This is a genomic window from Streptomyces sp. NRRL S-1813 (genome assembly GCF_000719605.1).
Classification (GTDB): Bacteria; Actinomycetota; Actinomycetes; order Streptomycetales; family Streptomycetaceae; genus Streptomyces; species Streptomyces decoyicus.
This window is the reverse complement of sequence record NZ_JOHB01000048.1, coordinates 1-24,214: the sequence shown is the minus strand read 5'-3', so window position 1 is coordinate 24,214 and position 24,214 is coordinate 1. Positions and strand designations below refer to the sequence as shown.

At 70.4% G+C, this 24,214-nt stretch carries 18 protein-coding genes and 2 pseudogenes; 5 read left to right on the top strand and 15 right to left on the bottom strand.

From position 1 onward, the window contains the following. Positions 1 to 27: 27 nt before the first annotated feature. The 9 genes from IF67_RS0136165 to IF67_RS0136125 form a co-directional block, all read right to left on the bottom strand. Entirely contained in the window at positions 28 to 429 is a 402-nt protein-coding gene (locus IF67_RS0136165) for a hypothetical protein (RefSeq protein ID WP_030992949.1), read from the bottom strand. 327 nt (positions 430 to 756) lie between these two features. After that, on the bottom strand, positions 757 to 2,856 hold the full coding sequence (locus IF67_RS0136160) for an AfsR/SARP family transcriptional regulator (protein WP_051818990.1): 2,100 nt from the start codon (positions 2,854 to 2,856) through the stop codon (positions 757 to 759). Between the two features lie 1,027 nt (positions 2,857 to 3,883). Continuing rightward, positions 3,884 to 4,864, bottom strand: a complete 981-nt coding sequence (locus tag IF67_RS0136155; protein ID WP_030992945.1) for a clavaminate synthase family protein — start codon at positions 4,862 to 4,864, stop codon at positions 3,884 to 3,886. Further along, positions 4,861 to 5,076, bottom strand: a complete 216-nt coding sequence (locus tag IF67_RS0136150; protein WP_030084042.1) for an MbtH family protein — start codon at positions 5,074 to 5,076, stop codon at positions 4,861 to 4,863. Before IF67_RS0136150 ends, IF67_RS0136155 begins: the two co-directional genes overlap by 4 nt. A 64-nt stretch (positions 5,077 to 5,140) precedes the next feature. Further along, on the bottom strand, positions 5,141 to 6,130 hold the full coding sequence (sbnA, locus tag IF67_RS0136145) for a 2,3-diaminopropionate biosynthesis protein SbnA (protein WP_030992943.1): 990 nt from the start codon (positions 6,128 to 6,130) through the stop codon (positions 5,141 to 5,143). A 41-nt stretch (positions 6,131 to 6,171) separates the two neighbouring features. Beyond that, a complete protein-coding gene (gene sbnB / locus IF67_RS0136140) occupies positions 6,172 to 7,209 on the bottom strand; it encodes a 2,3-diaminopropionate biosynthesis protein SbnB (RefSeq protein WP_030992942.1) in 1,038 nt (345 codons plus the stop codon). 22 nt (positions 7,210 to 7,231) lie between these two features. Continuing rightward, positions 7,232 to 8,248 carry a TauD/TfdA family dioxygenase gene (locus IF67_RS0136135; protein ID WP_030992941.1) on the bottom strand — a complete coding sequence of 339 codons (1,017 nt, stop codon included), beginning with the start codon at positions 8,246 to 8,248 and terminating at the stop codon, positions 7,232 to 7,234. A gap of 55 nt (positions 8,249 to 8,303) precedes the next feature. Next, entirely contained in the window at positions 8,304 to 10,424 is a 2,121-nt protein-coding gene (locus IF67_RS0136130) for a non-ribosomal peptide synthetase (protein WP_234341578.1), read from the bottom strand. 228 nt (positions 10,425 to 10,652) lie between these two features. Then, on the bottom strand, positions 10,653 to 12,056 hold the full coding sequence (locus IF67_RS0136125; protein ID WP_078889856.1) for a class II 3-deoxy-7-phosphoheptulonate synthase: 1,404 nt from the start codon (positions 12,054 to 12,056) through the stop codon (positions 10,653 to 10,655). Between the two features lie 266 nt (positions 12,057 to 12,322). On the opposite strand from IF67_RS0136125, the gene IF67_RS0136120 reads away from it, so the two are divergent. Both IF67_RS0136120 and IF67_RS0136115 read left to right on the top strand, forming a co-directional pair. After that, complete coding sequence (locus tag IF67_RS0136120; protein ID WP_030992935.1) at positions 12,323 to 13,873, top strand: anthranilate synthase component I family protein; 1,551 nt, start codon at positions 12,323 to 12,325, stop codon at positions 13,871 to 13,873. Beyond that, positions 13,870 to 14,442, top strand: a complete 573-nt coding sequence (locus IF67_RS0136115; protein WP_030992934.1) for an anthranilate synthase component II — start codon at positions 13,870 to 13,872, stop codon at positions 14,440 to 14,442. Before IF67_RS0136120 ends, IF67_RS0136115 begins: the two co-directional genes overlap by 4 nt. A 106-nt stretch (positions 14,443 to 14,548) precedes the next feature. Here the strand turns inward: IF67_RS0136115 and IF67_RS0136110 are convergent, their stop codons facing one another. Further along, entirely contained in the window at positions 14,549 to 15,967 is a 1,419-nt protein-coding gene (locus IF67_RS0136110; RefSeq protein WP_030992932.1) for a PLP-dependent aminotransferase family protein, read from the bottom strand. A 136-nt stretch (positions 15,968 to 16,103) separates the two neighbouring features. Here IF67_RS0136110 and trpD point away from each other — a divergent pair, with 136 nt between their 5' ends. After that, positions 16,104 to 17,162: an anthranilate phosphoribosyltransferase gene (gene trpD / locus IF67_RS0136105; RefSeq protein ID WP_030992930.1), complete on the top strand. Its 1,059-nt coding sequence runs from the start codon at positions 16,104 to 16,106 to the stop codon at positions 17,160 to 17,162. A 76-nt stretch (positions 17,163 to 17,238) separates the two neighbouring features. Here the strand turns inward: trpD and trpC are convergent, their stop codons facing one another. Further along, positions 17,239 to 18,030 carry an indole-3-glycerol phosphate synthase TrpC gene (gene trpC, locus IF67_RS0136100; RefSeq protein WP_030992928.1) on the bottom strand — a complete coding sequence of 264 codons (792 nt, stop codon included), beginning with the start codon at positions 18,028 to 18,030 and terminating at the stop codon, positions 17,239 to 17,241. Between the two features lie 112 nt (positions 18,031 to 18,142). Then, positions 18,143 to 18,694, bottom strand: coding sequence for a YbaK/EbsC family protein (locus tag IF67_RS0136095; RefSeq protein ID WP_078889849.1), 552 nt, complete (start codon positions 18,692 to 18,694; stop codon positions 18,143 to 18,145). An 837-nt stretch (positions 18,695 to 19,531) separates the two neighbouring features. On the opposite strand from IF67_RS0136095, the gene IF67_RS0136085 reads away from it, so the two are divergent. Beyond that, positions 19,532 to 20,977 carry a glyceraldehyde-3-phosphate dehydrogenase gene (locus IF67_RS0136085; RefSeq protein ID WP_030992923.1) on the top strand — a complete coding sequence of 482 codons (1,446 nt, stop codon included), beginning with the start codon at positions 19,532 to 19,534 and terminating at the stop codon, positions 20,975 to 20,977. Positions 20,978 to 21,247: 270 nt separating this feature from the next. On the opposite strand, the gene IF67_RS0136080 is transcribed toward IF67_RS0136085, so the two are convergent. The 3 genes and pseudogenes from IF67_RS0136080 to IF67_RS46440 all read right to left on the bottom strand — a co-directional run. Beyond that, a complete protein-coding gene (locus IF67_RS0136080) occupies positions 21,248 to 21,652 on the bottom strand; it encodes a cupin domain-containing protein (protein ID WP_030992921.1) in 405 nt (134 codons plus the stop codon). A 110-nt stretch (positions 21,653 to 21,762) separates the two neighbouring features. After that, positions 21,763 to 22,607 (bottom strand): annotated as a pseudogene (locus IF67_RS39870) (SDR family oxidoreductase). Positions 22,608 to 22,720: 113 nt separating this feature from the next. After that, a pseudogene (locus tag IF67_RS46440) lies at positions 22,721 to 22,825 on the bottom strand (carboxymuconolactone decarboxylase family protein); the annotation flags it as partial. A 175-nt stretch (positions 22,826 to 23,000) separates the two neighbouring features. On the opposite strand from IF67_RS46440, the gene IF67_RS0136065 reads away from it, so the two are divergent. Beyond that, positions 23,001 to 23,861, top strand: a complete 861-nt coding sequence (locus tag IF67_RS0136065) for a helix-turn-helix domain-containing protein (RefSeq protein WP_030992918.1) — start codon at positions 23,001 to 23,003, stop codon at positions 23,859 to 23,861. Positions 23,862 to 24,214 lie beyond the last annotated feature (353 nt).

The following is a 24,214-nucleotide window of genomic DNA, read 5'->3' as shown; positions in this document are numbered from 1 at the left end:
GATGGTGTGACCGTGCGGCCCCGCCGGCTACCCGACTCCGCCGCCTCTTTCCTCCTTGACCATCTGGAGGGCCTTCTCGATCGCCGCCAGCTCGTCCGGCTGCAAGGAGGAGAAACGAAAGGCCAGGGCCTCCCACCGGCGCTGCCCACCCGCGCAGGAGTGCGCCGCGGGGGGAACGAAACGGGCGGGCGGCAGCCCGAAGAAGCGCGCGAGCATCTCCCGCGTCTTGTCCGTGATATTGGGTGCCTCACCCTTGAGGATGTTGTGAACGTGACTGTGCGAGATCGTGGCACTGTCATTCGCTTCACGAATAAGCTGAGTGAGCTTCCTGACGGAGGGGACATTCCCCTGTCCGTACTTGTCTTCCAAAAGGCCCCAGACCGCACTGGCAAGCCAGACCCCGGGAGCGTCATCCGACGCCGTGTTCATGCTCGGCGACCTCCCGTCAAGCCTCTGCATGTCAAGCCGAGTGTACATGCCAGATAAAGAGAGAGGAATAGCCCGATACTTCTGGAAAAATCAGGAAGGATCTTGATGCCTCCCCCGGCCGAGCGGGCAGGGGGCAGCGGCGTAAGCCCGAGGGGTCTTGCGGCAGTTGAGCGGGCAGACCGGGAACAGATGTCCGCGGCGGGCCCGGAGATGTCGCGGGCAGCGGCCGACGACCTCCAGGGGAGCGCCGCCCCTGGTCACGACGCCGGCCCACGCGCCGCCCCCGGCTCGATGCCGGTTGTGGACGGGCGCGTGGGCCGGAACGTCTCAGCTGCGCTGGCAGGCGACCGCCGGCCGGACCACCAGCTCGGTCAGCTCCCGGCTGAGGTCGTCCATACCGCACCGGGCGGCCTGGTCGATCACGGAGATCAGCGCGAGCCGCTCGGCCTCGAACCAACCGGACGGCGACGCCGTGAGCGTGTCGAGTTCGGCGGTGCCCATCGGGCCGGACGGCATCGAGGCACCGAAGAGCATCTGCTCGCCGTGGCCGGAGCCGAACTCCCGCCGGCGTGCCTGCTCGGCCACCGAGAGCCAGCCGCGGAACGCACGGTGGAGGGCCTCCCGCTGCTCCAGCGCGCTCCCCTCCTCCTTGGCCACCTCCCTCGCGTGGAGCCGCAGGAGGTTGCGGAATCCGTAGCGCGGCTGCCCCGTGGAATCAAAGCCCACCGTCTGGAGGAGGTGCGCATCGACCAGGCTCTCCATCAGCCCCTCGGCCTTGTGGGTGTCGGTGGCCAGCAGGGCCGCACCGACCCAGCCGGCGAAGTCCGGCGCATCCAGGAGGCCGAGCCTGCGGTACAGCAGGGCGACGTCGTGCGGCAGGGCGTGGTAGCTCAGCGCGAAGCTCGACCGGACCTGCGACTCCCCCGAGCTGAGCTCGTCGAGCCGGAGCTGTTCGTTGTCCAGCCGGGAGGCCAGATAGCCGATCGGCCACTGCGGCTTGGCGGCCAGCCGGGCCGCGGCGATCCGCACCGTCAGCGGCAGCCGGTCGCACAGCTCGACGAGCCGTTCGGCATCCGCCCTGGCGGCGTCGACCCGCTCCTCGCCGATGAACTGCGCCAGCAGGTCGGTCGCCTCCCGTCGGCGCAGCACGTCCAGGTGGATGCTGACCGCGCCGTGCCGGACCACCAGCTGCTCCAGCAGGCTGCGGCTGGTGAGGAGCACACAGCTGCGCGAGCTGCCCGGGATCAGGGCCCGCACCTGGTCGAAGGAGCGGACGTTGTCCAGCACGATCAGCACCCGGCGGTCGGCGAGCACGCTGCGGTACAGCGCCGCGCGCTCATGCGTCTCGGCCGGGATCTCCGCCTCCGGAACGCCGAGGGAACGCAGGAACCAGCCGAGTACGACGGCGGGATCGGCGGGCTCGTGGGCCTCGTCGTAACCCCACATGTCGGCGAAGAGGAGCCCGCCCGGGAACTCGTCGGCGACCTGGTGGGCCCAGTGGACTGCCAGGCCGGTCTTCCCGACGCCCGCGCCACCCGTGATTAAGCCCATGGTGAGCTGCCGGCCCTCGGCATGGCCGTCGACCAGGGTGTTCAGGCTGGCCAGCGGGGTGTCCCTGCCGACGAACGCCGGGATGTCGGCGGGCAGTTCCAGCGGCGCGGTCCGCGGAGTCTCCGGCGGCTTCTTCGGGACGACGACGGCCGAGGCCATCAGCGAGGGGTCGTCCCGCAGGATGGCGTCGTGCAGCTCGCGCAGTGCGGGGCCTGGTTCGAGGCCGAGCCCTTCGATGAACTGCGCCCGCCCCTCGCGGAAGGTCTCCATCGCCTCCGCGCGGCGCCCGACGCGGTACTGGGCGAGCATCAGGGCATAGCGGGAGCGTTCCCGCAGCGGATGGTCACGGACCACCGAGACCAAGCCGGGTATCAGGTCGCCGTGGTGGCCGAGTTCCAGCTGCGCGGCGACATAACCGTCGTAGCCGGCGAGCCGGAGCTCCTCCAGGCGCTCCATCTCGTCCTCCACCAGCGTTCCGGCCACTCCCGCCAGTGCGGGGCCGCGCCAGAGCGCCAGCGCCTCTTCGTGCAAGGCCGCCGCGTCGGACGTCCGTTGCTCCTTCGCCGCTTCCTGTGCCCGCAGCGTGAGGCGTTCGAACTCGACCGAGTCCACGTAGTGGTTCTCGAGGGCGAGCAGATAGCCGGGGTGCGCCGTGACGATGACTTCGTTGTCACACCCTTCGGCTTTGAACCTTTTCCGGAGTGCGGCGATGCAGATCGCCACCTGCGTACGCGCCGTGGCGGGCGGCCTGCCGTTCCACACCGTTTCCACCAGGGTGTCGACCGACACAATGCGCCCCGGATTGAGCAGCAGCAGCGCGAGAATGGTGCGCTGCCGGGCACCGCCGATGGCTATCCTCTGGTTCTCCTTGGTCACTTCCAAAGAACCCAGGATATGAAATCTGAGCTGGTCCCCCACTAATTCCCCCCGCACTGAAAGACCGTGCCTAACAATGAATGGGGAGTCACCGGCCGGGCAGGTATGCCCTGACGATGTGACGAGCGGACGGCTTGAAAGGCAGTCCCCAACCCCCGACCGGGTCCGCCGGTTCCCTCCGGCATCCACGGCAATGTGCTACACGGTTCGCCGCGAGCCCATGACAGACGGATCCGATGGGGCCTGTCACGGCCGGACGAACATCAACTGGCAGGCCCATCCCGCCGTATGCCGGCGGCTGCCGCGCCGGGCGCTCCCGCGCGACGACGGCGAAGGCACCGGGGACAGGGACGTCTTAGCTGGTCAACGCGTCCTTCGCCGGATCCCGGCCCGTCCCCCGTCCCGCGGCACACCCCCGCCCCCGGACCCCCGTGGACCCGTTGGCCGTCAGGCCTGACCGCCCACCAGACCGCGGCTCACCTCACGGGAACGCATTCTTGGTCTTCATCGCCCACTCAAATTCAGCATGGATCGCGCCGCATCTTCCTTCAGCACCGTTCGCGCGATTGCTTTCGTTCCTCACAGCGGGACGATCACGGAAGTGCAGCACGTTCGCACCGTTGCGAACCCCGGTGGCAAAATAGGTTCCCCCCATACCCCCCGGGTCGCGATGACGTGGTTAACGCTATGGGAACGGCTGTTCTCCGTCAAGTTTGCTGGACATTTGAGTGGACATTTAAAGGCCCAGTTCACCGGCCGCCATCCCGGCGTCACGATCCGGCCAATGCGGAAGGGGAAGTCCCGCTTCGGCCGGCGCCCCGCCCGCCGGCTCCTCGGACGAGTTTCGTCCTCCCCGCGACGCCTGTTTTCCCCTCCCCGCAACGCAGAGGGGGAGGGCACCTTCCCCGCGACGCGATCCGGTTCGGGGGTGAACCGGTCGGCGCGGGCGAAGGCGCCCTCCGACACCGCTTTCTGCCGTGCCGCTACGCGCGCGACCACGGGCCCGGGGTGATCCGGAGAACACGCTCTAGTCGAGCACGTGGCCGTCACCGTCCCGGTGTCCTCGGGAGCGGCGCAGGTCGGTGAGGACGAAGGTGCGCTGAAGCCAGCGGTCCTGTCCGTCATACCGGGGACGGAAGGACGTACGGCCGTGTACGGTCACGCGGTTGTCGACGATCGCCAGATCGCCGGGGACCAGCCGGACGGTCTGCGCGGTCCGGTCGAACAGCTCCTGGAGTTCGGCCATGGCCTCCTTGGCCCGCTGGGTCCTCGGCTCGGTGGCCGCCAGGTCCACGCAGATGTCCGGGTCCTCGACGGCGCCGTAGAGCACCGCGTGCGGTTCGGCCCCCATGCCGTCCATACCGAACGAGGGCGGCGGCGCGGTGACGAACTCCTCGCTGAACAGCGCCTGCCGGGCCTCCTCGGTCAGCAGCGGCAGCACCTCCCGGATGCACGCCGTCCGCAGGCCCGCCACACCCTCGTGGTCGGCGCGCAGACACAGCAGCATCACGAAGTCCGGACGGTGCGCGTGGAACGCGTTCTCGGTGTGGAACGTGAGCAGCACCGACCCCGCGTTGCTCTGGTAGTCCTCCTGGCCGGGCACCGGGACCACGTCCTGCACGATCGCGCCGGTCTTCTCCGGGCGGTAGGCGGCGGGATCCCCCAGACCGCTCGCGACCATGGCCAGGACCGCCGCGGACACGCCGGCCTCGCGCTGCACCGAACCGGGCCGGTTGGGGGTCGGCGGCAGCGTCGCCCCGCCGACCGGCAGACCGTGTATCAGCATCGTGCCCGTGCGTCCGGAGTCCTTGCGGAACTCCCGCAGCCCGCCGGTCAGTCCGGCCGGCAGCTCGGACCATGCCCTGCGCGCCCGCGCCAGCCAGGCGGGGTCGTCCACCATGCCGCCCGGTGCGGCCAGTTCCGCGGCCACCCGCTCCGTCAGCAGCGCCTCGCCGGTGTCCACCGTCAGGGTCACCGGCTGTGCGCCGGTCTCCACCGTCACCGTCATGCCGTGGAGCCCATCGCCTCGACGACACTGCGCGGGCGCATGTCGGTCCAGTGTTCGGAAATGTAGGCGAGGCTCTCTTCGTGCCCTGCCTCCTCGTTGGCCACCCGCCAGCCGGCCGGCACCTGGGCGAAGGCCGGCCACAGGGAGTACTGGTCCTCGTCGTTGACCAGGACCAGGTAGCGGCCTTCGGGATTCTCGAACGGATTGGTCATCGCCTGTCTCTTTCTGCTGTACCGGTTCCGCTGCGGCGCGGAGGAGGGAGGAGCCGACGGAGTGTCACGCCGGTTCGGCGATCGCGGATTCGTCCACGTCGATCGCCTCGGGTCCGTACATGTGACGGACCCAGTTGGACTGGTAGACCGTGTCCAGATAGCGCTCGCCCAGGTCGGGGGAGATGGCCACGGCGGTGATCCCCCCGTGGTCGGGGGCGTGTTCGGCGAGCCATTGCGAGGCGCCGGCGACGACCGTCCCGGTGGAGCCGCCGAAGAGGAATCCCTGGCCGACCAGCCGGCGGCAGGCCCGTACGGTGTCGGTCTCCCGGACCAGGACCACGTGGTCCACGAAGGACTCGTCCAGCAGCGGCGGGCGCACCCCGGCCCCGAGGCCGGGGATCATCCGGGGCTGAGCCGGACCGCCGAAGGTGACCGAGCCGACGCTGTCGACCGCGACGATCCGCACCGCGGGCCGGTGCTCGCGGAACCAGCGTGCGCACCCCATCAGCGTTCCGGTGGTACCGGCTCCGACGAAGAGCACATCGAGCTCGGGGAACCGTGCCGCGATGTGCGGAGCGGTCAGCCGGTGGTGTGCCCGCCAGTTGTTGGCGTTGAGGTACTGGTTGAGCCAGACGTACCGCTTGTCGCTCGCACAGAGCCGCTGGACGTGCGCGAGCCGTGCGCCGAGGAACCCGCCCTCGGGGTCCGGCTCGTTGAGGGTGTGCACCTCGGCGCCGAGCGCTTCCATCATCTGCTTGGTGGCCAGATTGCAGCGGCTGTCCGTGACGCACACGAACCGGTAGCCCTTGCTCGCCGCGATCGTGCTGAGCGCGACCCCGAGGTTGCCCGAGGAGGATTCCACGAGGATCGAGCCACTGGTGAGCAGGCCCGACCGCTCGGCCGCCTCGACCATTTCCAGGGCGGCCTTCAGTTTGACGGAACCGGCGAAGTTGAATCCTTCGCACTTGAGGTAGAGGGGTACCCCGATGGAGGACCGCAGATCTACGTAGAGATCGTCCTCATTGAACTCTTGCGGAGCCGAGATAATCGGCACAGTACCTCCCGCATAGCGCGCTGTTGGAGGATGCGGACCGCTCAGCCGTATCGACGCATCTCATGGAAGAAGTCCTCGACGACCGGCAGTTCCCCGGCGGCATTCACGGTGTCGTAGACGTGCTTGCCGACGGCCAGGTCGAGCACCCCGAGTCCGAACGGAGAAAAGATCACCGGGCGGTCGGCGGCCGGGGTGAGGCGTCCGGTGAGCACGTCGTCGAGGGTCCCGTCGACGAAGTCCCGGTGGCCGACGCGCTGTTCGGCCAGATGGAGCGAGGTGTCCGCCTTCAGGCAGTGCTCCACGTCATCGACGACGTTGGTCGCCGAGAGCACCACGTCGACGGACACGTCGCGCAGTGACACATGGAGCACGACCGGGTTGTGCGAGAACCAGTCGGGGTCGGTGACGTGCGGGGTGCCGGCGGTCGTCGCGAAGACCAGCAGATCGCTGTTGCGGACCAGGTCCTCGGCGCTCTCGTGCACGGTGACCCGCCCGGCGCCGTCCGTCGCGTCCTTGAGATACGTGGCGAACCCGCCGGCGTACTCGGCGGACAGGTCGAACACGCCCAGCTCGTCGAAGGCCCAGTCGGTGCCCGCGAGGTACTGGTGCACATAGCGGGCGATGAGCCCGACGCCGAAGAAGCCGATCCGCCGCGGGCGCACGCGTTGGGCGGTGAGCCGGTCGGCGGCCAGCGCCGCGGAGGCCGCGGTGCGGGTGGCGCTGATGATGGAGCTCTCCAGGCACGCCAGGGGATAGCCGGTGTCGTGGTCGTTGAGGATGAGGACGGCGGAGGCCCGGGGGATGCCGGCGGCCACGTTCTCGGGGAAGCTGGAGATCCACTTCATCCCGTCCACCCGCACCTCGCCGCCGATCGACGCCGGCAGGGCGATGATGCGGGAGGCGGGGCGGTCCGGGAAGCGCAGGAAGTAGGAGGGCGGGTTGACGGTGTCACCCGCGCCATGGGTGCGGTAGGCGGCTTCGATCAGGTCGACGACCTCGCGGTGCCGGCCCTCGAGGGCACGGTGCACCTGGCCGCCGGAGATCACGGCGAACGAGGGCGCCGGGGCGGAACGGGACATCAGGACTCCACAGTTCGAGAGGTCAGGGACGGACGTGCCCGGCGAGCCGGACCGGGTTGCCGAAAATCACCACGATGTCGCGGGCGCCCTGGTACGGCTCGCGGCTGTGTGCCATCCGCAGGTTGTCGACCAGCAGGACGTCTCCGTCCTGCCACGGCTCGCCCACGGTGGCGTCGCGGTAGGCGGCGTTGATCGTCTCGACGGTCTCCCCGGTGAGGGGCGTTCCGTCGCCGTACGCGGTGTTGAAGGGCAGGCCCTCGGGGCCGTACACGTCGACGAGGTAGTCGCGGATCATCGGATCGAGGGTCCGCTCGTTCAGGAAGGCCACCTGGTTGAACCAGACCGGGAGGCCGGTGCGCGGGTGGTCGACCACGGCGGAGCGGTGCTGCCGGGTGCGCAGCCGGCCGTCCGGCAGCCACTCGTGCTCCAGGCCCGCCCGTGCGCAGTACGCATCGACCTCGGCGCGGTCCTCGGTGCCGAACGCCTCCGTCCAGGAGACGCCGATGTCGTGGTACATGCGGGTGAGCAGCCAGCCGTCGCGGGCGAAGGGCGCCACCAGGCCGGCGGGCAGCGCCTTGAGGACCTGCTGCGAGTCGGCGACCGCGGTGCGGCCGCCCTCGGCCGGAGCCGTCAGGCAGCCGAAGAGCAGCAGGCCGGGTACCTCGGTGGCGTAACTCAGCTCGTGATGCATGCACATCGGCTCGTCCGCGGGCCATTCGGAGGACGAGTAGACGCCTTCGGCATGGGCGTACCGCGGGGCGAACCGCTCCCGCTCGGTCATCCGTGCCACGCCGAGAGCGGTCGCGATCGCCGCCACCTCGTCGGGCGAGCCGACGCCCAGGCCGCGCAGCAGCACGGCGCCGTGCTCGGCGACCAGGTCGTGGACGGCGCTTCGGTGGTCCTGCGCCCAGCCGGCCGCGGTGCCGTCTCCGGGCGTCGCCCGGAGGACCGGCAGACCGGCGGGGTGCGGGGCCGGGCCGGCGGCGGGCGTGCCGTCGGCGGCCGTGACGGGTGAGGCGTGCACGGTGGGGGAACTCATCTTCTCTGTCTCTCTCGGTGGTTTCCTCGCGGGGCGGGCGCGGACGGTGGTGTGTTCAGCCGGCGCTGCCGGTGCCGTGCGGCTCCTTGTCCGGCCGCTCGGCCGCCTTCCGCTCCAGCAGCGCGGCCACGTCGGCGACGGTCGGCGTATGGGCGAGTTCCTTGACCGACACCACCCGGTCCAGGGCGATGGCCAGCCGGATCGCCGTCAGCGAGGTGCCGCCGAGGTCGGCGAACCGCGATCCGCGGCCGATGCGCTCCAGCGGCACCTTGAGGAGGCCGGCCCACAGAGCGGCGACCCGCCGTTCGGCAGCGGTCTCCGGAGCCCGGAACCCGGTGCTGCCCGCGGCCTGTTCCGCCTCGGCCGCCATCCGGGCCAGCGCCTTCTTGTCGATCTTCCCGTTGGCGGTGAGGGGCAGTTCGGTGCCGTGGTGCAGATGCTGCGGCACCATGTATCCGGGCAGCACCCCGGCCAGCGCCTCCCGCACGACTTCGGGGCGCACGTCCGCGGCGCCGGTGTAGTAGCCGACCAGATAGGGGCGTTCTGCGGTTCCGGCGGTCACCACCGCTCCGTCGCGGACACCCGGAACCTGGAGCAGCCGGTTCTCGATCTCGCCGATCTCGATCCGGAACCCGCTGATCTTCACCTGTGAGTCCCGGCGGCCGAGGAACTCCAGCGTGCCGCCGGGCAGCCACCGCCCGAAGTCGCCGGAGCGGTACAGCCGCTCCCCCGGCCGGTGCGGATCCTGCCCGAAGGCCGCCTTGGTGCGTGCTTCGTCGTTGATGTAGCCGCGGCCGACACAGACCCCGGAGAAGACGATCTCGCCGGGGACGCCCAGCGGTACCGGCGAGAGCCGCTCGTCGACCACATACACCCGCACATTGCGGATCGGCTTGCCGAGCGGCACCGAGCGGTGGCCGGGGACCCGGTCCATCACCTCGTGGTTGGTGTCGTCCGAGGTCTCGGTGAGCCCGTACGCGTTGGCCAGCAGCACGCCGGGGAAGGCGGTGAACCAGCGCTGGACGAGTTCCTTCTTGAGGGCTTCACCGGTGACGGAGACACAGCGCAGGCCGGGCAGTTCCCTGGGCCGCTCCTCCAGGGCGGACAGCACCACTTCCAGGTAGGAGGGAACCAGCTGGACCACCTGGACGGCCCCGTCGGCCAGGGTGTCGAGGAATCTGCGGACGTCCAGGACGACTTCCTGCCCGATGATGCGGGTGGTGCCGCCGACCAGCAGCGCGGAGACCAGCTGCCACAGGGAGATGTCGAAGCACTGGGGGGCGGTCTGCGCCACCACCTCGCCCTCGCCGATGCCGAGGTCCTCGATCTTGGCCAGGAGGTGGTTGAGGAAGCCGTTGTGCTCGCACATCGCCCCCTTCGGCTCGCCGGTGGAGCCGGAGGTGAAGTAGATGTAGGCGAGCTGGTCGGCGGCCACCGCGAGACCGAGGTCGTCCTCCGGCCCGTCCTGCGTCAGCAGGTCGTCGAGGTAGGACAGTTCGATGCCGTCCCGGCCGGCCAGCGCCCGGTCCAGGTGGGGCACACCGCGCTCGGCGAGCACCCACCGGCTCCCGCTGCGGGTCAGGACGGTGGCGATCCGGTCGGCGGGGAAGTGCGGTTCGAGCGGCAGGTAGCAGCCGCCCGCCTTGAACACGCCGATCACGGCGGCCAGCCACTCCAGGCTGCGCTCGGTGACCACGGCGACCACGTCCTCGCCGTGCAGCCCCCTCCGGTGCAGCGACCAGGCGATCTTGTTGGCGTGGCGGTTCAGTTCCCGGTAGCTCCACCGGCGGTCCCCCAGGACGGCGGCGACCGCGTCGGGGTGACGGCGTACCCGCTCCTCGAACAGCTCGTGGAACCGGCGGTCCGGGAGGGGACGGACGGGCCCGGAGAAGTCCTCCAGCTGGAGGGAGAGTTCGGCCGGCGAGAGCAGGCTGCGCGCGTGGTGCGCATCGTCCGGGTCCCGGGTCAGCGCGCGCAGCGCCGTGAGCACATAGCCGGCGACCCGCTCGGCGCCCACCTGGTCCTGGGCGCCGACGCCCTGCCACGCCCGGAGGGCCTCGGCCCGGCCCGGGTCGGTGGCCACCCGGCCGATCACCTGGCGCCAGGTGCCCTCGCCGGCCGACGACTCGTGGAAGCCGGCGACCACCCCCGCCACGATGGACTGAGCCGCGAGCATGACGGCCCCGGCGTCGGCCCCGCACTCCTCGGCCACCCGCTCGACGGCGTCGGCGACGTCCGCGGGCACGACCGGGAGATACCCGGCCATCGGTTTGCCGTCGCCCTGACTTCCTGCGCTGCCCACCACGAGCGTTGCACCCCACACCGGATGTCCGTCGGATCATGAAATCGGCGGCCGATCTCATGCTTGGTGGAATGGAAGCTAGGACGTCTCTATATCGATGGATTATCGAGCCCCTTTGCTCACACCAATACCTGGCGCCTCACCAGCACTGGGAGCACCACCCGGCGCACCGAGTGGATCAAGGAGCATCTCCGCGGCACGGAAGGCGAGTTCGAGCGACTGCCGGTGGTTCAGGCGCGGGTCACAGGCGGTCTCGTACCGTCGGTGGAGGTCCTCCACCAGGACGTCGTCGCCGCCGACGCACTCGGTGACATCGTCACCGGTGAGTTCGACATGGAGCCCGCCCGCATGTGTGCCCAGCGCGCGGTGCACCTGGAAGAAGCCCTGGACCTCGTCCATGATGTCGCCGAAGCGGCGGGTCTTGTGGCCGCTGGGCGCCACGAAGGTATTGCCGTGCATCGGGTCGCAGACCCAGGCGACCACCGCGCCGGCCGCCCTGACCTTCTCGACCAGGACGGGCAGCCGGTCGCGGACCCGCTCGGCTCCCATCCTGACCACGAAGGTCAACCGGCCCGGCTCGTTACGGGGGTTGAGCTCGGCCGCATAGCCCAGGGCCTCGTCGGCGGTGGCGCCGGGGCCGAGTTTCACGGCGATGGGGTTGCGGACGCGGGCGAAGTGGGCGACGTGTGCACCGTCCAGGTCGCGGGTCCGCTCGCCGATCCACAGCAGGTGGCCGCTGCCCGCATAGGCGTGCCCGGTCCGCGGGTCGGTGCGGGTCAGCGCCTTTTCGTAGTCGAGCAGCAGACCCTCGTGGCTGACGAAGAACTCGACGGCGTGCAGCTGCTGGGAGGTGACCCCGCAGGCTTCCATGAAGCGCAGCGAGCGGTCGATGTCGTCGGCCAGTTCCTCGTAGCGGCGGCCGGCGGGTGAGTCGGTGATGAAGGCCCGGTTCCAGTCCCGTGCGTGGTGCAGGCCGGCGTAGCCGCCGGTGGAGAAGGCGCGCACGAGGTTGAGGGTCGCCGCGGAGGACTCGTACATGCGCAGCAGCCGCCGCGGATCGGGGCGGCGTTCGGCCGGTGTGAAGCCCAGTCCGTTGACCGCGTCACCGCGGTAGGCGGGCAGGGTGACCCCGCCGCGGGTCTCGGTCGGCTGCGAGCGCGGCTTGGCGTACTGACCGGCCAACCGGCCGATCTTGACCACGGGTACGGACGCGCCATAGGTCAGCACCACGGCCATCTGGAGCAGCGTCCGCAGCTTGCCGTTGATCGCGTCGGCGGTGACACCGGCGAACGTCTCGGCACAGTCGCCGCCCTGGAGCACGAAGGCCTCGCCACGGGCCACGGCGCCCATCCGCTCCCGCAGCCGGTCGCACTCCTCGGCGAAGACGAGTTCGGGCAGCCGGGACAGCTCGGCTGTGACCTCGCCCAGCAGTTCCGGATCGGGCCAGGCGGGCTGCTGGGCGGCCGGCCGGGAATTCCCGGTATCGGAGCGGCGGGATTCCGTCATCAAAGGGAGATGCATCGCGGCCTTTCGCGGAGAGAGGGATGCCGCGGACCCGGCACCCGGGGCACAGGGTCCGCGCAGAGAATTCCAACCGTCTGCGCGGAATGCGGTCAAGGTTCGGCGGAATGGTCTGCTCGGCGGTTCTCCAATTGGTCTGGTCGCCGTCGGCTCCCCGGTGTTTTTCTTGCCGACGTCGCGCCGCGGCCGGAATGCGATCCGGAACCGAGCGGACAACGCGCGAGCCCGGACAGTACGGAGAAGGAATGCAGATGCCACCAACGACGCGAGGCAATGCCGGTACGGAGGCGCGGACAGGCACGCCGCTGCGCGTGCGTGTCACCGAATCGGCGCTGCCGTGGCACGATCCGCTCCAGCTCTACACCGGCCTGCTCGGGGAACTGGGGCAGCAGGAGGTCTTCCTCTTCGAGAGCCTGGCGGGTCCGGAGCGGGACCGCGGCCCGGCGGTGGTCGGCTACGGACGGCTCGCCGAAGTGTGCGTGTTCGCCGGCCACATCGAGGTCAGCGGCACGCCGGCGCTGTGCGCCGCCCTGCTGGCGGCGGCCGGCGAGGCGGGGATGACCGACGACCCGGCCGCCCCGGAGGGCTCGCCGGAGCGCCGCCGGTTCGTGGATTCCGGGCAGGTCTGGGACCTGATGAGGCGGTCCCAGCGGCTCTTCGACGTGGCGAGCGGCCGCCCGCAGGACACCTACGCCTTCGGCTTCCTGGCCGGCCTGGGCTACGAGGCGGCCTGGCACATGGACGAGCTGCCGGACCGGAAGACCCCCTCCCGGGGCCCCGACATGACGTTCACGCTGTTCAGCGACACCGTCTGGTACGACCCGGGGGCGGTGCATGCCCGGCATCTGACCGCCCGCGCGGACGCGTTCCCCGCCGGCCGTGTCCCGGACCTCGATGCCCTGGTGGAAGCGGCTGCCGCCCGTACCGTCGCGGACGGCGGCGGAACGTGTCCCGAGGCGCCCGCGCCCCGGTCGGTACGGGACACCGTGGCCCGTGACACCTTCCTGGAGTGGGCCGGCCGCTGCCTGGAGCACATCCGGGTCGGGGACATCTACCAGATCCAGATCGGCCACCGCATCGATGTCGACACGGAGTTGACCCCCGTCGAGGTCTACCGGCGGCTGCGGTCCCGTAACCCGTCGCCGTACATGTATCTGGTGCCGCGCACGGGCGAGACCCTCATCGGCGCCAGCCCCGAACTGTTCTTCCGCACCGAGGGCGACGAGATCGTCATGCGGCCGATCGCCGGCACCACCCGGCAGGCGGACACCGCGGAGGAGAACGAGCGCCGGGTCAAGGAGATGCTGGCGAGCACCAAGGAGCAGGCCGAACACGTGATGCTGGTCGACCTGTGCCGCAACGACATCGGGCGGGTCTGCCGGCCGCGGTCCCTGTCGGTGGCGGACCTGATGACGGTGGAGGCGTACTCCCATGTCTTCCACATCGTCTCGACGGTGACCGGACGGCTGGAGCCGGGCGCCGACGTGTGGGAGTCGCTGTGCGCCACCTTCCCCGCGGGCACGATGACCGGTGCGCCCAAGCTGCGCGCCATGGAGATCATCGACGGGATCGAGCACGAGCCGCGCGGGAGCTACGCGGGGGCGGTCGGTCTGATCGACGTACGCGGCTGGAGCAGCCTCGCGCTGTGCATCCGCACGATCGTGCACGACGGCCGGACCTACTCCACACAGAGTTCGGCGGGCATCGTCGCGGAGTCCGTGCCCGAGGCCGAGTGGGACGAGACGCTGGCGAAGATGGGCGCCGCCTACTGGGCGCTGACCGGTGAGGAACTGCTGTCATGAAGATTCTGCTCGTGGACGCGTACGACAGTTTTGTACACATCATCGACCAGTACCTGCGCACTCTCGGCGTCACCACCGAGGTGGTGCGCTCCCGCACCCGCACCCCGGAGGAGCTGGCGGCAGGGCGGCCCGACGCGGTGGTGCTGGGGCCGGGCCCGGGGCATCCCGCCGCCTCCGGACACGTCGAGCTGGTACGCCGGTTCGCCGGGCAGGTGCCGCTGCTGGGGGTGTGCCTGGGCCACCAGGCGATCGCCCTGGCGTTCGGCGGCCGGGTGGCGGTCGCCGACCACTTGATGCACGGGCGGACGAGCCCGGTACGGCACGACGGCCAGGGACTCTTCCAGGGGCTGGGGAACAGCACGGTGGCCACGCGCTACCACTCACTGATCGTCTCCCGGGCGCTGCCGGACGAACTGGAGGAGACGGCGACGGCCGAGGACGACGGCTACGTGATGGGGGTACGGCACCGCACACTGCCCGTGGCGGGCGTGCAGTTCCACCCCGAGAGCATCATGACCGAGGGCGGCCTCCAGCTCTTCGAGAACTTCCTGGCCGGCGCGGTGCGGTGACGCCGGTCCGGCTCCGGCGTCCGGCCCGCGGCCATCCGGCGGGCACCGCCCGCCAGGAGGGGCCCCGCGCATGACGTACTCCCCGGAGCGCCTCGGGCGGAGGGCTTCAGGCGCACCGCTCGGCACGGCCGGCCGCGGGCAGCCCCGCGTAGGCGGCGCCCAGCTCCCTGACCGCCTCCGCGATACCGGTGCGCGGCACCGCGGTGTAGCCCACCACCAGGGCGGGCGCGGCCCGTTCGGGGCGGGCGTGATAGCGCCGCCCGCCGGGCACCAGCACCGAACGCTCCAGCGCCCGCCCGACCAGCGCGGTCTCGTCGACCCGGTGCGGCAGCCGTACATAGGCGTGCAGCCCCGCCGCCGAGCCGATGAGGCGCGCACCGGGCAGGAACCGGCGTACGGACTGCTCCAGGCACTCGCGTCGCATGCGGTAGTGGGCCCGCCGGAAGCGCAAGTGGCGGTCGAAGTATCCGGACCGCAGGAGTTCGGCGAACGCGAGCTGGGTGAGGACGTCGGAGCCCAGGTCGCGACGGGAGCGGGTGCGCTCCAATGCGGCGAGCAGCCGGGCCGGCACCGCCAGCCAGCCGAAGCGCAGGCCGGGGGCGAGCGACTTGCTCGCCGTGCCCCCGTAGACGACGCGTTCGGGGGCCAGGCGCTGAAGGGCCAGGGGGCGCGCACCCCGCTCCAGCCACAGATCACCGTCATAGTCGTCCTCGATCACCCAGGCACCGGTGTCGCGCGCCCAGCGGACCAGGGCCTCCCGGCGCGACGGTGACAGGGTCACGCCGGTGGGGAACTGGTGGGCGGGGGTGACGAGTACGGCCCGTACGCCGGTCGCGGCGAGCGCCTCGACGTCGATGCCCTCGTCGTCCACGGGGACCGGCACGGGCCGCAGGCCCACTTCCCGGATGAACTGCCGCTGACGGTGGTGGCAGGGGTCCTCCATCGCGATCCGGTCGATGCCGGAGCCGGACAGCACGGTGCACAGCAGCCCGAGCGCCTGCGCGAAGCCGGACACCACCATGACCTGCCCGGGGGTGGTCAGCACACCGCGCGCCCGGCCGAGGTACCGGGCCAGCTCCTCGCGCAGCCCCTCGGCTCCGGACACCGGCGGGTAGTCGAGGTCGCCCGGGTCGATCGACTGAAGGGCGCGCTGGTAGGAGGCGAGCCACTCGCGGTGCGGGAAACCGGCGACCTGCGGCGTACCGGTGCGCAGGTCCCAGCGCGCCGGAGGCGCCACGCCGTCGTCGAGCAGGGTCGGCAGGGCGGGAGCGGTCAGATGCTCGGCCACGCGGGTGCCGGAGCCCTGGACGGCCTCCAGATACCCCTCGGCGATCAGCCTGCCGTAGGCCTCCACCACCACACTCCGGGAGACCCCCACGTCCTCGGCGAGTTGCCGGCTGGACGGCAGCCGGGTGCCCGGATGCAGCACCCCCGCGGAAATCTCACCTCTGATCCTGCCCTCGATCTGGGCGGTCAGCGGTTCTTCGGATTCTCTCGACACATCGATCAACGCGTGCCAGGTCATGCTTTTCCCTCTCCGGGAAAGTGGACTGGAGTCACTGGAGACAATTGGTCTGGCCGACGCTCCGCGCCGGATCGCAGAATTACCCCGAGCCGAGCCTGCCGCAGCTGCCGAACAGGCCGAGAAAAGGGGATGCCGCGTGACCGTGACACATCGGGAAAAGTCATGGCCGGTTATTCTCACGGCGCTGCTGGCGGGAAATGACCTTCCGGCGGACGACACGGCCTGGGCAATGGACCAGGTGATGCGGGGCTCCGCGACACCGGCACAACTGGCCGGTCTGCTGGTGGCCCTGCGCGCCAAGGGCGAGACCGTGGCGGAGGTCGAAGGGCTCGTCCGGGCCATGTACGAGCACGCCGTGGCCCTCGACGTCCCGGGCCCGGCACTCGACATCGTCGGCACCGGCGGCGACCGGTCCCACAGCGTCAACATCTCCACGATGTCCGCGATCGTCGCGGCGGGGGCCGGGGCCCGGGTCGTCAAGCACGGCAACCGCTCCGCGTCCTCCGCGTCCGGCTCGGCCGATGTGCTCGAACAGCTCGGTGTGGCCCTGAATCTGCCGGTCGCCGATGTCGCCGGGCTGGTCCCGGAGGTCGGCATCACCTTCTGTTTCGCCCCGCTGTTCCACCCGTCCGTACGTCATGCCGTCACGCCCCGGAAGGAGCTGGGCATCCCGACGGTCTTCAACGTGCTCGGCCCGCTGACCAATCCGGCCCGTCCGACCGCGCAGGCCGTCGGTGTGGCGGACGCCGGGATGGCGCCGCTGATCGCCGGTGTGCTGGCCCGGCGCGGGGTCGGCGCGCTGGTCTTCCGCGGCGACGACGGCCTCGACGAACTGACGGTCACCACCACCTCCACGGTCTGGTCGGTCCTCGAAGGACGGGTACGCAAGGAGGTGTTCGACCCGCGCGACATCGGTGTCCCGTACGCCCCGCCCCAGGCACTGCGCGGTGGCGACGCCGCGCACAACGCGGAGGTGGCCCGCGCGCTCCTGCGCGGCGAGCGCGGACCGGTGCGCGATGCCGTGCTGCTGTCGACCGCCGCCGGACTCGCGGCGCTCGACCCCTCCGACCGGCCGGTCACCGCGCGCCTCGCGGCCGGGATGGAGCGCGGCGCGCGGGCGATCGACACCGGAGCGGCCGCGGCGGTCCTGGAGCGCTGGGCGGCCGTCTCCACCAAGCTCGCCTCGTCGGGCTGAGCCGGTCGGCGCCCCACGGGCCGGGCCCTGCCGGGGCCCGCCCCGGTGCCGCGCGGGACGCCGCCCTGCGGCCCGCTCAGCGCCGCCCCGCTTCCCGCAGGGCGGTCAGCATCGGGCCGGGACCGCACTGCCCCGTGACGAGAGCCTCGCCCACCAGCACGGCATCCGCACCCTGGGCGCCCAGCGCGGACACGTCCTGCGGCCCCCGGATGCCGGACTCCGCAATACGCACCACGCCCTCCGGGACGAGAGGCGCGAGCCGTGCGAAGGTGCCGCGGTCGACCTCCAGAGTCTTCAGGTTGCGGGCGTTGATGCCGATCACGGAGGCGTTCACGGCGAGCGCGCGCTCGATCTCCTGCTCGTCATGGACCTCCGTCAGCACGGTGAGCCCCAACTCCCCCGCCAGCTGCGTCAGCTCGGAGAGCTCGTGCTGCTCCAGCGCCGCCACGATCAGCAGCGCCAGGTCCGCGCCGTGCGCCCGCGCCTCCCACAGCTGATACGGCGTCACGACAAAGTCCTTGCGCAGCACGGGAATCCGGACCGCGGCGCGCACGGCGTCGAGGTCGGCGAGCGAACCGTGGAACCGTCGCTGCTCGGTGAGCACACTGACGGCAGCGGCACCGGATCCCTCGTAGACCCGGGCCAGCTCCACCGGGTCGGCGATGTCGGCCAGCGGCCCCTTGGACGGGCTGGCCCGCTTGACCTCGGCGATGACCTGCACCCCCTCGGCCGAGCGCAGCACCGCGGCGGCGTCCAGCGCGGGTGGCACATCCGCCACACGAGCGCGCAACTCCCCCTCGGGTAGCCGCCGTTGGCGCGCCGCCAGGTCTTCGCGTACGCCGCCGATAATCTCGTCCAGCACGGTCATGACGGTCATGGAGCTCAGTTCCTTCCGGTGTGCAAGCAGAGGGAAACGCCGCGCGCCGCAGGGGGGATGGTCCACGGCGCGGGCGCTTCCGGTTCGATGGGTAACGGGCGCCTCAGGAGGCGATGCGCACCACCAGGGGGTTCGCCAGTGCGCGGTAGTCCGCGGCGGCAAGGGCGACGGACAGATCCAGGCGCGCGGCGTTGAAGTACAGCGTGGGCTGGTCGAACAGCCCGGGATCGGCCAGCACCGACAGATCATCGTGGAACGAGAACGGGATGATGCTCCCGCTCACACAGCCCGACAGCCGCTCGGCCAGCGCCCGGTCCGCCAGCCGGGCCCGCAGCCCGCCGCACTCCCGGGCAACCCCGTCCAGGTCCACCCGCCGGTCCCCAGGAACCACCGCGAGCACCTGCCGTTCACCGCTCACCCCGCCGGCCACGGTGACGATCATGCACTTGGCCGCTGCCGCGAGCGGATGCCCGCGCAGCGCACTGGCCCGCACGGTCTGCCCCTCGGGCGGATGCTCCAGCAGGCCGAAGCGAGCTCCGCCCTCCTCCAGCAGCCGCAGCAGCCGCACCGACGCGACATTCCCGCCCGCCGGCACCTCCCCTGCGACCGTGGCCGTGCCCGTGGCCGTCTCAGCAGCCTGCGCCCGCCCGCTCATACGGAGCCCACCCGCCGGCCCGGACCGCCCGGGACGCCCGGCCGCATGCGGAGACAGCGATCGCCCATACCGCCGGCCGCGCCTCCGGCCACGCCATCCGCCGTGCCTCCGGCTGCGTCTTCGGCCGCGTCTTCGGCTATGCCTGAGTTCGGCATTTCCGTTCTCCTTCTGAAGGCGGCCGGTGCAGGCACCGGCACCGGCGCCTGCACCTGCGCTTGGAAATGGACCTGCATCTGCACCTGGCCCCGGAACCGGCAATGGCACTGGCACTGGCACTGGCGATGGCACTGGCACTGGCGATGGCTGTGAACCTGGGCCGTGCGCCCGTTGGCCTTCCGCGGCCCTGACGCGGTCCTGACGCGGTCCGGCTCGGTGTTCCCGGCCGGACGTCAGGCGCGGCGTGAAAGCGTCGGTGGTTTCACGCTTGGCGGACACGACGCTAGGAGGTCCGTTTATCGCTGGATTATCGAGCCCTTAGAGAAACGGCCCGGCGTCCCATCAGGTGAGAACGGCGACGGGTGCCCGGCCCCGGTGGTGACGATCACGACCGGTGGTGATGGATCGACGGTGGTGGTGACGGTCACAGTCGCGAGGGCGGTAGCGGTCACAGTCACCGTCACGGCGTTGACACAGCGCTCCCGACACGCAACCCGCCGCCGGCAAGAAAGCACCCAACACACCACAAACCCGGCACCATCACCCCGCCCAGCACCCCCCTTCACCGCGCCGCCGTGACCACGAGCCCGGCCACGGCACCCCACACAGGCGACACCGATTGAATGATCAAAGCAGCGGCGAGCTAGCATATGAGCACCGCCTAGCTCGAAAGATAAGCCTGTGACTGTCAATGACGACTCGTTCACCAACTGGAAAAACCGCGAGGAGATCGCGGAGTCGATGATCCCGATCATCGGGAAGCTGCACCGCGAGCGGGACATCACGGTCCTGCTGCACAGCCGCTCCTTGGTGAACAAGTCGGTGGTCAGCATCCTCAAGACCCACCGGTTCGCCCGGCAGATCGCCGGTGAGGAACTCTCGGTCACCGAGACGCTGCCGTTCTTGCAGGCTCTCACCACGCTCGATCTCGGCCCTTCCCAGATCGACATCGCCCTGCTGGCCGAGACGTACCGGACCGACGACCGCGGTCTGTCGGTGGAGGAGTTCACCGCCGAGGCCGTCGCCGGCGCCACCGGTGCCGGCAAGATCGAGCGCCGCGAGCCGCGCGATGTCGTCCTCTACGGGTTCGGCCGGATCGGCCGCCTCGTCGCCCGCCTGCTCATCGAGAAGGCCGGTTCCGGCAACGGCCTGCGGCTGCGCGCCATCGTCGTCCGCCAGGGCGGCGAGCAGGACATCGTCAAGCGCGCCTCGCTGCTGCGCCGCGACTCCATCCACGGGCAGTTCCAGGGCACGATCACCGTCGACGAGGCGAACAGCACGATCATCGCCAACGGCAACGAGATCAAGGTGATCTACGCCAACGACCCGTCCGAGGTCGACTACACGGCGTACGGCATCAAGGCCGCGATCCTCGTCGACAACACCGGCAAGTGGCGCGACCGCGAGGGCCTGTCGAAGCACCTCCGCCCCGGCATCGACAAGGTCGTCCTGACCGCGCCGGGCAAGGGCGACGTCCCCAATGTCGTCCATGGCGTCAATCACGAGACGATCAAGCCGGACGAGCAGATCCTGTCCTGCGCGTCCTGCACCACCAACGCGATCGTCCCGCCGCTGAAGGCGATGGCGGACGAGTACGGTGTGCTGCGCGGCCACGTGGAGACCGTCCACTCGTTCACCAACGACCAGAACCTGCTGGACAACTACCACAAGGCCGACCGTCGCGGCCGTTCGGCGCCGCTCAACATGGTCATCACCGAGACCGGTGCCGCCTCGGCCGTCGCCAAGGCACTGCCCGATCTCGATGCACCGATCACCGGCAGCTCGATCCGCGTTCCGGTGCCGGACGTCTCGATCGCGATCCTCAGCCTGCGGCTCGGTCGCGAGACCACCCGCGAGGAGGTCCTCGACTACCTCCGCAATGTGTCGCTGACCTCACCGCTCAAGCGCCAGATCGACTTCACCAGCGCCCCCGACGCGGTCTCCAACGACTTCATCGGCTCGCGCCACGCCTCGATCGTCGACGCCGGCGCCACCAAGGTCGACGGCGACAACGCGATCCTCTACCTCTGGTACGACAACGAGTTCGGCTACTCCTGCCAGGTCATCCGCGTCGTCCAGTACGTCTCCGGCGTGGAGTACCCGACCTACCCGGCCCCGGCGGTCTGATCCCGGCGGACTCTCCGATCCGGTGCCCCGGCGGGCGGGGCACCGGTGGGGGAGCAACCGATCCCGACCGGATCCGGTTGCTCTCCCACCGCCCCCGCCGGCCGGGTCCGGCCACGCGGCACCGGCAATCGGCAATCGGCAATCGGCAATCGGCATAAGTCTCACACTCAGCTCTCACCGACCGACTGACCTCAGGTAGCGACACCGCCCCTGACGCAGGCGCCCACGGAAACACACTCGTACGGCCGCCCAGCCACTCCATACAGCTCGTCAGGCCTGCGTTCCGGGGTATTCCTCGTCCGTAACGTGCTCGCCCCACAGGGTCTCGGGAGTGTCGTCGCCGGGGCCCTCCCACAGGGCGAGGTGAGTCATGAAGTGCTCGGGGGCGGCACCGTGCCAGTGCCACTCGCCGGGCGGTGTGTGAACGGTGTCGCCGGGGCGCATCACGACGACCTCGCCGCCGCGGGACTGCACCAGCCCGATCCCCTCGGTGACATGCAGCGTCTGCCCCATGGCGTGGGTATGCCAGGCGGTGCGGGCACAGGGCGCAAAGCGCACCATGTTCGCCCGCATGCGGGACGGCTCCTGGCCGGCCTGGATGACGTCGAACCACACGTCACCGGTGAACATCTCGTCCGGGCCCTTGACCGAGGGCTTCTTCCCCAACTTTTCCATGCCGGTTCCTCCATGCTGGTGCTGTGCCGTGCTGCGTTATGCCGCGTCGTGTCGTGTCGTGCTGTACGGGCCGCGGACGAGGGGGGATACACCCCCGGCCGGCAAGAGGATCAGCCAGTGAGTGCGTCGTGGGCGAGGTCCATACCCAGTTCACGGGAGGCCTCGGCCTGCGCCAGCAGTTCCCTGGCCTTGGCCTCGGCGGCGGGGATGGCGTCCGCGCCGGCGACGAAGCGCAGCGGCGGCTCCTGCCGTCCGACGATGGTCAGCAGGGCGCCGGCGAGCCTGGCCGGGTCGCCGGCCTGCTTGCCGTTCTGGGCCTGCCACGCCGGGATCATCTCGGCAGTACGCGGGGCGTAGTCGTCGATGGACAGCTCGGGCCAGGTCGTCGAGGCGTCCACGAGCAGCTCGGTACGGAAGAAGCCGGGCTCGACGATGGTGGTGTGGATCCCGTAGGGCGCCACGTCGAACCGCAGCGACTCCATCCAGCCCTCCACGCCGAACTTGGCCGCCGAGTAGGCGGCACAGACTCCTGTCCGACCACACCTGCGATGGAGGAGAGGGCGATGATGTGCCCCGCGCGCTGCTTCCGCAGAACGGGCAGGACAGCCCGCGTGACGTTCATCGGGCCGAACAGGTTGGTCTCGATCTGCCGGCGCATCTGCGCGGGCGAGACCTCCTCGAAGGATCCGGCGAAGAAGTTGGCGGCGTTGTTGACCAGTACGTCGATGCGGCCGAACCTCTCGACAGCGGCCCGCGCCGCGGCGTGGGCTTCCTCAAGGCTGGTGATGTCGAGCTCAGTCACCAGGAGGTTGTCCTGCGGGCCGCCCAGCGCCTTGACGACGTCCTCGGGGCGGCGGCCGGTCGCGACGACCTGATGGCCGGCGGACAGCGCCGCCTGCGCGAGGTCGGTGCCCAGGCCACGTCCGGCGCCGGTGATGAAAAGGACCTTGCTCATGGTGGGGTTCTCCAGTGGGGCCCGTGTGCGGGCGACGCGAACGCGCCGCCCCGACACGCGGCCGGTGAATCGTTGGTGAAACGGCGGGCGTCCATCCCGCCAGGACATCGGGGTCAGCTGCCGCCGACCCCAGCTGCGCTCTTCAGCTGCTGCATCGCGGACATGGCCTTGGGCCGCCCTGCGTAAAACGCGAGGTGGGTGATGGCCTCAACCAGTTCGCGTCCCGGGCTGACGCATATACCGGAAATCCTGAACGGCATTCCGTTGGCCACGCCATCGAAAGTCGCACGCACACATGCGCCCGCAAAGAGGAGAGTTCTTTCCTGGATCAGAACATCCCGGGAGGAAGTTATCCCCCTCACACCGCAGTCGGCCGGTGCGAGACTGGGGCACATGACCCGCGACGCGCACCTCAATGAGCTGGGGGAATTCCTCAAGGCCCGGCGAGCCGAGCTCAGCCCCCGCACCGTGGGGCTGCCCGACAGCGGAACACCGCGGCGGGTACCGGGGCTGCGGCGCGAGGAAGTGGCCCAGCTGGCTGCGATCAGCACCGACTACTACACCCGTTTGGAACAGGGACGCATCAAGGCGTCAGCGCCCGTGCTGGCCTCTCTCGCCCGCGTCCTGCACCTCGACGACGACCAGCACGACTATCTCTTCGGACTGGCCGGAAAAAGCCCGACGCGGCCCCGGCAACGCACCCGGCAAAAAGTCCAGCCACAATTGCAACGACTCCTAGACGATCTCACCGCCACTCCGGCACTCGTCATGGGCCGCCGCATGGACATTCTCGCCTCGAATACACTCGCCGCCGCTCTTGTCACCAATTTCGGCCAGATCCCGGAAAAGCAGCGCAACTACGTCCGGCTGGTCTTCACCGACCCCGCCATGAGGACGCTGTACGCGGACTGGGAGACCGTTGCCCGCACCTGCGTCGCCCAACTGCGCATGGAAGCCGCCAAATACCCCGACGACCCACGCCTGACAGCTCTGGTGGGCGAACTCTCGGTCCAGGACCCACACTTCCGCCAGTGGTGGGCCGCCCACCACGTCGCCACCAAGGTCCTCCACCACTCCGTCGCCGACGACCTCACCCTCGACTGGGACACCCTCACCGCCACCACCGACCCCGACCAGCAACTCGTCATCTGGACCGCCGAACCCGGCACCCCCACCCACGACGGCCTGCGCATCCTCGCCTCCTGGGCCACAGCCACAGCCCACCCAAACGCCGCCTCAAACAGCACCCACTGACCAGCACACGCGCGAGCGCACCACTGAAACACCCTCCGAAACAGCAAAACCCCCGGAAGATCCGGGCCCACACGCACACGGAACAGCCCAGAGAGCCCGAGCCACGCCAGCAAGAGCGGCTGGCGCGGTAGGCCCGCGCCCTCAGGAGCCCCTCCATGCGCCCAGAATTCCTATCCGGCCCGTCCCTCCGACAGACTCGACGGATGAACCCGCAGCCGGCGCAGGCGACCGGCACATGGAAGAGGGCGAACGGACCCGGAACGCAGAAAAGCCCCGCACCATAAGGTGCGGGGCTTCCCACAAAGATTGTTCGGCGGCGTCCTACTCTCCCACAGGGTCCCCCCTGCAGTACC